The sequence below is a fragment of the Lutibacter sp. genome, assembly GCF_041555395.1.
Classification (GTDB): Bacteria; Bacteroidota; Bacteroidia; order Flavobacteriales; family Flavobacteriaceae; genus Lutibacter.
Window position 1 is genome coordinate 1 of record NZ_JBFFKM010000082.1, and the last position, 7,278, is coordinate 7,278.

A 7,278-nucleotide genomic window follows, 5' to 3' on the forward strand; every position below is an offset into this window, starting at 1 on the left:
CGCTATATACAGGTTTTTTCAGAAAATCATGGTTTTATCTCCAATTTAAGCATCTTAGATTTGCTTTTTATGGAAGGCCCAAATGCACTAAATTACCTAGAAAAACAAAAAATCACTTTTTAGTTTTGGAAATTACCCGATTTATCACACATTACGGAATGCACTTTTTACTTCCTGGTGTAATCGCTTTTTATTTCTTTAAAGAAAACTGGAAAAAGGTTTGGCTGATATTAATTCTGACAATGTTGGTAGATCTTGATCATTTGCTTTCAACGCCTATTTTTAGTCCGACAAGGTGCAGTATAAATTATCATATTCTTCACTCCTATTTTGCCATTGCTATTTATTTGGCAGCACTTTTCTTTAAAAAAACAAGAATCGTAGCTATTGGTCTATTGCTTCATATGTTAACTGATGCAATTGATTGTTGTTGGATAAAATAAAAGACTTTTTTATCTTTTACTGATATTTTTATTACCTTTGCATAAAAATAATATAGTCATGACAGAATTAAAAACTAAAACAATTGCCGAAATTGTAAGTGATGATATAAGCACGGCTTCCATATTCAAAAAATACAAATTGGATTTTTGCTGTGGTGGAGGAAAAACGGTAGAGAATGCTTGCAAAAAAGAAAACATAAATGTTGATGATGTAGTCAATGATTTACTGAATAATACTTCAAAAAAAGAAACACCGAATTTAAATTTCAAAGATTGGAGCGCTGAATTTTTGGCAGATTACATTGTTTATGTTCACCACAGTTACGTAAAACAAAATCTTAGCATTATTAGTGAATTTGCAGATAAGGTTGCCAATGTTCACGGGCAACATGAACCAAAAACCATTGAAATTGCACAGATATTTTCTACTATTTCAAGTGAATTAACTTCACACATGGGAAAAGAAGAATTTATCTTATTTCCGGCCATTAAAGCAAAAGCTGATAATCCTAATTTTGAATTTGACGAAAAAACCCTTTCACTTGTAAAAGAAGAACATGAAGAGGTTGGCACCATGATTAAAAAGATACAGGAATTGAGTTCTGATTTTACGCCACCGGAATGGGCATGCAACACCTTTAAAGCACTTTATTTTAAACTTGAGGAATTTACCAACGATTTATACCAACACATACATTTAGAAAACAATATTTTATTTCCAAAAGTAAAAAACTTATAACAAAACCCTTCTTAAAAATAAAAGAGGCTGCTTGAATATTTATTCAAACAGCCTCTTTTTATTGACATTAATGCTATTTATCTTATCAGTTTTTTAAACTTAATTCGTTTTGGCGTCATATCACCACCCAAACGTTTTTTCTTGTTTTCTTCATAATCGGTAAAAGAACCTTCAAAATAATAAACTTCAGAGTTTCCTTCAAAAGCCAATATATGCGTACAAACCCGGTCTAAAAACCAACGGTCGTGACTAATGATTACCGCACAACCCGCAAAGTTTTCCAAACCTTCCTCCAGTGCGCGTAGGGTATTGATATCCAAATCGTTTGTTGGCTCATCCAGCAACAGCACGTTTCCTTCTTCACGCAAAGTCATGGCCAAATGCAATCTATTGCGTTCCCCTCCCGATAAGGTACTCACTTTTTTATTTTGGTCACTACCTGAAAAGTTGAATCTGCTTAAATAGGCTCTTGAATTTACTTGTCTACCACCCATTAAAACAAGTTCCTGTTCATCAGCAAAATTTTGCCAGATCGTTTTTTCAGGTTCAATATTTGAATGACTTTGATCAACGTATGCAATTTTGGCAGTTTCGCCAACTATAAACTCACCTTTATCAGGCTTTTCTTCACCCATAATCATTTTAAAAATAGTGGTTTTCCCGGCACCATTTGGACCGACAACACCAACTATTCCTGCTTGAGGCAAATTAAAATTCAAATTTTCATACAATAATTTATCTCCAAATGCTTTTGAAACATTTTTTGCTTCAATTACATTGGTTCCTAAACGAGGACCATTTGGAATATAAATTTCTAATTTTTCATCCAATTGATTTTGATCCTGGCTCATTAACTTATCGTAATTTGACAAACGCGCTTTTGATTTAGCATGGCGGCCTTTTGGTGCCATTCTCACCCATTCCAACTCTCTTTCCAGAGTTTTTTGGTGTTTGGAAGCCTGTTTAGATTCCTGTGCTAATTTTTTTGCCTTTTGCTCTAACCAAGTTGAATAATTCCCCTTCCATGGAATTCCTTCTCCTCTATCCAGCTCCAAAATCCAACCTGCAACATTATCAAGAAAATAACGGTCGTGCGTAACGGCAATTACAGTTCCTTTATATTGCTGTAAATAATTTTCTAACCAATGCACAGATTCTGCATCTAAATGGTTGGTAGGCTCATCCAACAACAAAATATCAGGTTCCTGTAATAACAATCTACACAATGCAACCCTTCTTCGTTCTCCTCCAGATAGATTTTTCATTGGAGTGTCTCCGTCTGGAGTTCTTAAAGCATCCATCGCTATTTCAAGCTTGGTGTCCAATTCCCAAGCATTAGAAGCATCAATTTTATCCTGAAGCACCGCTTGTTGCGCCATTAATTTATCCATCTTATCAGCATCAGAATACACTTCTTCCAAGCCAAACATATCATTTATTTTATTGTACTCCTCTAAAATGGCAACGGTTTCGGCAACGCCTTCTTTTACAACATCCAGAACCGTTTTAGTGTCATCCAATTGAGGCTCTTGTGATAAAAATCCTACAGAATAACCAGGCGCAAAAACCACATCACCCTGATAATTTTTTTCAATCCCGGCAATAATTCTGAGTAAAGTAGATTTACCTGAACCGTTTAAACCTAAAATTCCAATTTTAGCCCCGTAAAAGAAACTTAAATAAATATTTTTTAAAACAGGTTTGTTTGCACCCTGATAGGTCTTAGTTAAACCTGCCATTGAAAAAATTACCTTATTATCGTCTGCCATATTCTTTTTGGTTATTGGTTGTTGGTTTTGAATTGTAAGTTGTTTATGTTGATTTTAAGACGCTCAACTTTTTGATTTCTACTATTTTGTCTCTGATCTATAGTCTATTTAATTTTTAAACCCTTCCTTTTAACGCGTTAAACACCCAAGCGATAGCAAAAAAGCCGACTCCTACTGAGGCAAATCCCCAACCAGCTATGTCGTTATATCGAAAAGCGCCAAGCGCAATAAGGCCAACGCCCACCACAAGCATAATAAATGTTGCCCAGGCTAAAACAGTGTTTTTATTCATTTTATATTGTTGTTAGTTAATTAATTTTCCAAAATAAATCGAAGAATGCAAATATCGTAATTTTCAACTACAAAAATACAAAAAAACGCCCTCTTTAAGAAGGCGTTGGATATAAATAACCATAATAATGACTATTTAAAACTGAGCTGACTCCGTTTTTTGTTTAAATTATTTATACAACCCTCCTTAATTTTTCTTCAACTTTATAGTTTTTAGAACTAACTTCAAATTGATTAGATGTGTTGTTTTCGCCTCCTGCTTTTAAAGCTTTGTCTCCTGCAAAAAATGTTTTATGGTCATCACCAAGATTTGACCCTGCCATTCTTTGATGTTTTACACAAGAAACACCTTTACGAATTTCCTGCCTCTGAACACCTTTTACATAAGCCAACATACCTTCTTCTCCAAAATAACCTTCCGTTAAATCATTCATATGAAGTGCTGTTGTATGATAAGTTGGTAACGTAATTAAGTGATGAAAAATGCCTGCATCTCTTGCGCCATCTATTTGGAACGTTCTAATTTTCTCATCAGCGCGATAGCACAATTCCGAATCATCATATTGTGCATCCATTAAATTATTTCTGTCATAGTCTGTCATAATTTCACCTTCCGAAAGCATTTCTTCATATGCCTGATTGCGGAAATTTAATGTCCAATTAAAAGATGGCGAGTTATTGTAAACCAATTTAGCATTTGGCACAACTTCTTTAATTCTGTTTACCATATTTGCGATTTGCTTAACATTTGGTGTTGGAGTTTCAATCCATAATAAATCTGCTCCATTTTGAAGACTCGTAACACAATCTAACACAACTCTATCTATATTAGAGCCATCTTTAAATTTATACAAACCATTTGACAATCTCACAGGACGCACTAATTTACCTTCTCTTTTAAGAAGCACATCATCTTCTTTGGCATCATTTATGTCAATTTCTTCTGCTTCTACAAAGGCTAAATATTGAGAAGCTAAATCTCCTGGCTCCTTACTAACTGGCAATTTCTGCGTTAAACTAGCACCTTCAGAATCTGTTCTTGCAACAATAATTCCGTCATCTACTCCTAATTCTATAAACGCATACCTAATAGCATTAAGTTTAGCAATAAAATCTTCATGAGGCACAGTAACTTTTCCATCTTGATGACCACATTGTTTGGCATCAGAAACTTGATTTTCAATTTGAATAGCACAAGCGCCAGCTTCAATCATTTTCTTTGTTAACAAATAAGTAGCTTCTTCATTCCCAAAACCTGCATCAATATCAGCAATAATAGGAACTATATGTGTTTCAAAATTATCAATTTGATTTTGCACATCTTCACCTTTTTCAAGTCTTCTAAATAAATCATTTAACTCAATTGCATCTGCTTGACGTAAGAAATCATAAATTTCTTTAATTAATGATGGAACAGCAGTTTTTTCGTGCATCGATTGATCTGGCAATGGTCCAAATTCTGAGCGTAATGCAGCTACCATCCAACCAGATAGATACAAATATCTTTTAGTTGTTGTTTTATGATGCTTTTTAACAGCTATCATATTTTGTTGCGCAACAAAACCATGCCAGCAACCTAATGATTGTGTATAATTAGAAGTATCAACATCATATTCTGCCATGTCTTTTCTCATAATCGCAGCTGTATATTTAGCAATATCTAAACCTGTTTTAAAACGATTTTGAGCAACCATTCTAGCTGCGCTTTCAGGATTTATTGCATTCCAAGTATTTCCATACTTAGCTTTAAGATCTCTTACAGTTTGTAACGCAGAACTATAATTACTTTGTGATAAATTTTTCATAATTTTGTTTTTAATTTTTATAGTTATTTATATGAGTCACCCTTTAATTTCGCGGTTTTTGAGTGGTTTTTTTATAGGTATTTATAAGCTTTTAAGGTCAAAAATTCTTCAAATTTTTCTGAAATGACCAGTGAATCAAAGAGTTCGATGGCCAGTTTAAATTTTCTGTTTTTGAATGAATCTTCCCCTACCATATTTTTTATTTGAAGAATTTCAGATTCCAATAATTCAATATACAATTCAACAGTAAATTTTCTTCCGTCTTCAAGTGTCGACTTGTTATGAAGCCATTGCCACAATTGTGTTCTTGAAATTTCAGCTGTTGCAGCATCTTCCATTAAATTGTAAAGTGCGGCTGCTCCATTTCCCGACAACCAGGATTCCAGATATAAAATTCCGACATTGATATTTTTACGAATTCCATCTTCTGTAATTGTTCCTTTTGGCTGTTCAAGTAATTGAGATTCGGTAATCTTCAAATCTTCTCGTTTATTTTGAATCTGATTGCTTTCGGGCATATATTTATTAAAAACTTCCAACGCTATTGGAACCAATCCCGGGTGTGCTACCCAAGTCCCGTCGTGTCCGTTTTTTGCTTCACGCTCTTTATCTGTTCTAACTTTCTCATAAGCAATTCTGTTTGCCTCTTCATTATTTTTTACAGGAATTTGAGCCGCCATTCCTCCCATTGCATGAACGTTTCGCTTGTGGCAACGTTGAATAACCAACAATGAATATGCTTCCATAAAAGGTGTTGCCATCGTTACCTGACCTCTATCCGGTACCGTAAAATTTTGGTGATTCCTGAATTTTTTGATATAAGAAAATATATAATCCCAACGGCCACAATTCAATCCTGCCATATGGTCTTTTAATTCGTAAATAATTTCATCAATCTGAAAACTTGCGGTAATTGTTTCTATTAAAACTGTGGCTTTAATGGTTCCTTGTTTTATTCCGAAGTATTCCTGTGAAAATATAAAAACTTCATTCCACCAACGTGCTTCTAAATAATGTTCCAATTTTGGTAAATAGAAATAAGGACCAGATTCATTTAAGAATAATTGTTTCACATTGTGAAAAAAGTACAAACCGAAATCAACCAAAGAACCCGACATTTGCTTTTCGTTAATAAGCAGGTGTTTCTCATTTAAATGCAACCCTCGTGGTCTAACCATAATTGTGGCAATTATTTCATTTAATTTATATTCCTTCCCGTTTTCGGTTGAAAATGAAATGGTTTTATTCACCGCATCCCTTAAGTTTTGTTGTCCTTCCATGATATTGCTCCAGGTTGGGGAATTGCTATCTTCCAAATCGGCCATAAAAACTTTTGCACCGGAATTTAGTGCGTTGATAATCATTTTCCTATCAACAGGTCCCGTAATTTCAACCCTTCTGTCCAACAAATCTTTCGGCAATGGCGCTGCAGTCCAATCACCTTCTCTTATAGCCTTTGTTTCCCTTGGAAATTCCGGAAAATTTCCTTTGTCAAAATAATTTTGTTGTGCAACCCTCCTCTCCAACAACTCCAATCGTTCGCTGTTAAATTTTTCATGCAGTTGCACTAAAAAATCCATCGCTTCATTGGTTAAAATAGCTGGGTAAGAATTTTCAACATCCGAAGAAAAAGTTACCGGGTGAATTGTTGTTTCATTAAATTTTTTCATAATGGATTATTTTTATGACGACAAACATAAAATAAAGTTTTTTACAAAACAAGCGAACGTTCGCTAAATATTCATTTTAGATTAATTTTTATTATTTCGCTAAAAAACATACCTTTGTTTTATGAATATCGAAGAAGAATACATCCGTTTAATCTTTGGATTGAAATTGAAGCAAATCAGAACAGAGAAAAATCTGTCTTTATTTGGACTTTCTAAACTTACAAACATTTCAAAATCGTACTTAAACGAAATTGAAAAAGGAAAAAAATATCCAAAAACGGATAAAATTGCACTTTTGTCTCAAATTTTGGATGTTCCATATGACAATATGGTTTCCTTAAAACTCGACAAAAATTTAGCGCCACTAGGCGAAATATTGCAATCTAAAATATTAAAAGAAATTCCTTTGGATTTATTTGGCATACAGGAAGCCGATTTGATTGACATTATTTCAAATGCACCGGCGAAGGTTAATGCATTTATAAGTACCTTAATAAAGATTGCCCAAAACTATAACATGTCGCGTGAAAGTTTCTTTTTAGCGGCTTTGCGTTCTTATCA

At 33.9% G+C, this 7,278-nt stretch carries 8 protein-coding genes; 4 read left to right on the forward strand and 4 right to left on the reverse strand.

Annotation, left to right across the window (positions count from 1 at the left end):
- From ABY285_RS11800 to ric, 3 genes are all read left to right on the forward strand, one after another.
- Positions 1–123: WbqC family protein (locus ABY285_RS11800; RefSeq protein WP_372770316.1), on the forward strand; the 123-nt coding region annotated here is incomplete at its 5' end.
- Positions 124–158: 35 nt separating this feature from the next.
- Entirely contained in the window at positions 159–443 is a 285-nt protein-coding gene (locus ABY285_RS11805; RefSeq protein WP_372770318.1) for a DUF6122 family protein, read from the forward strand.
- Positions 444–501: 58 nt separating this feature from the next.
- Positions 502–1,182: an iron-sulfur cluster repair di-iron protein gene (gene ric / locus ABY285_RS11810; RefSeq protein WP_372770304.1), complete on the forward strand. Its 681-nt coding sequence runs from the start codon at positions 502–504 to the stop codon at positions 1,180–1,182.
- A gap of 77 nt (positions 1,183–1,259) precedes the next feature.
- On the opposite strand, the gene ettA is transcribed toward ric, so the two are convergent.
- The 4 genes from ettA to aceB form a co-directional block, all read right to left on the reverse strand.
- Positions 1,260–2,951, reverse strand: a complete 1,692-nt coding sequence (ettA, locus tag ABY285_RS11815; RefSeq protein WP_372770306.1) for an energy-dependent translational throttle protein EttA — start codon at positions 2,949–2,951, stop codon at positions 1,260–1,262.
- Positions 2,952–3,066: 115 nt separating this feature from the next.
- Positions 3,067–3,243, reverse strand: a complete 177-nt coding sequence (locus ABY285_RS11820) for a CAL67264 family membrane protein (RefSeq protein ID WP_372770308.1) — start codon at positions 3,241–3,243, stop codon at positions 3,067–3,069.
- 172 nt (positions 3,244–3,415) lie between these two features.
- On the reverse strand, positions 3,416–5,047 hold the full coding sequence (locus tag ABY285_RS11825) for an isocitrate lyase (protein WP_372770310.1): 1,632 nt from the start codon (positions 5,045–5,047) through the stop codon (positions 3,416–3,418).
- A 71-nt stretch (positions 5,048–5,118) separates the two neighbouring features.
- Entirely contained in the window at positions 5,119–6,717 is a 1,599-nt protein-coding gene (gene aceB, locus ABY285_RS11830) for a malate synthase A (RefSeq protein ID WP_372770312.1), read from the reverse strand.
- Between the two features lie 121 nt (positions 6,718–6,838).
- On the opposite strand from aceB, the gene ABY285_RS11835 reads away from it, so the two are divergent.
- A partial coding sequence (locus tag ABY285_RS11835; protein WP_372770314.1) for a helix-turn-helix domain-containing protein occupies positions 6,839–7,278 on the forward strand: 440 nt, incomplete at its 3' end.

Bases quoted from the DNA above. Each gene is read 5' to 3' on its own strand.
- ABY285_RS11825 (WP_372770310.1), bottom strand. From the start codon at position 5,047: ATGAAAAATTTATCACAAAGTAATTATAGTTCTGCGTTACAAACTGTA.
- ric (WP_372770304.1), top strand. From the start codon at position 502: ATGACAGAATTAAAAACTAAAACAATTGCCGAAATTGTAAGTGATGAT.
- aceB (WP_372770312.1), bottom strand. From the start codon at position 6,717: ATGAAAAAATTTAATGAAACAACAATTCACCCGGTAACTTTTTCTTCG.
- ettA (WP_372770306.1), bottom strand. From the start codon at position 2,951: ATGGCAGACGATAATAAGGTAATTTTTTCAATGGCAGGTTTAACTAAG.
- ABY285_RS11820 (WP_372770308.1), bottom strand. From the start codon at position 3,243: ATGAATAAAAACACTGTTTTAGCCTGGGCAACATTTATTATGCTTGTG.
- ABY285_RS11805 (WP_372770318.1), top strand. From the start codon at position 159: ATGCACTTTTTACTTCCTGGTGTAATCGCTTTTTATTTCTTTAAAGAA.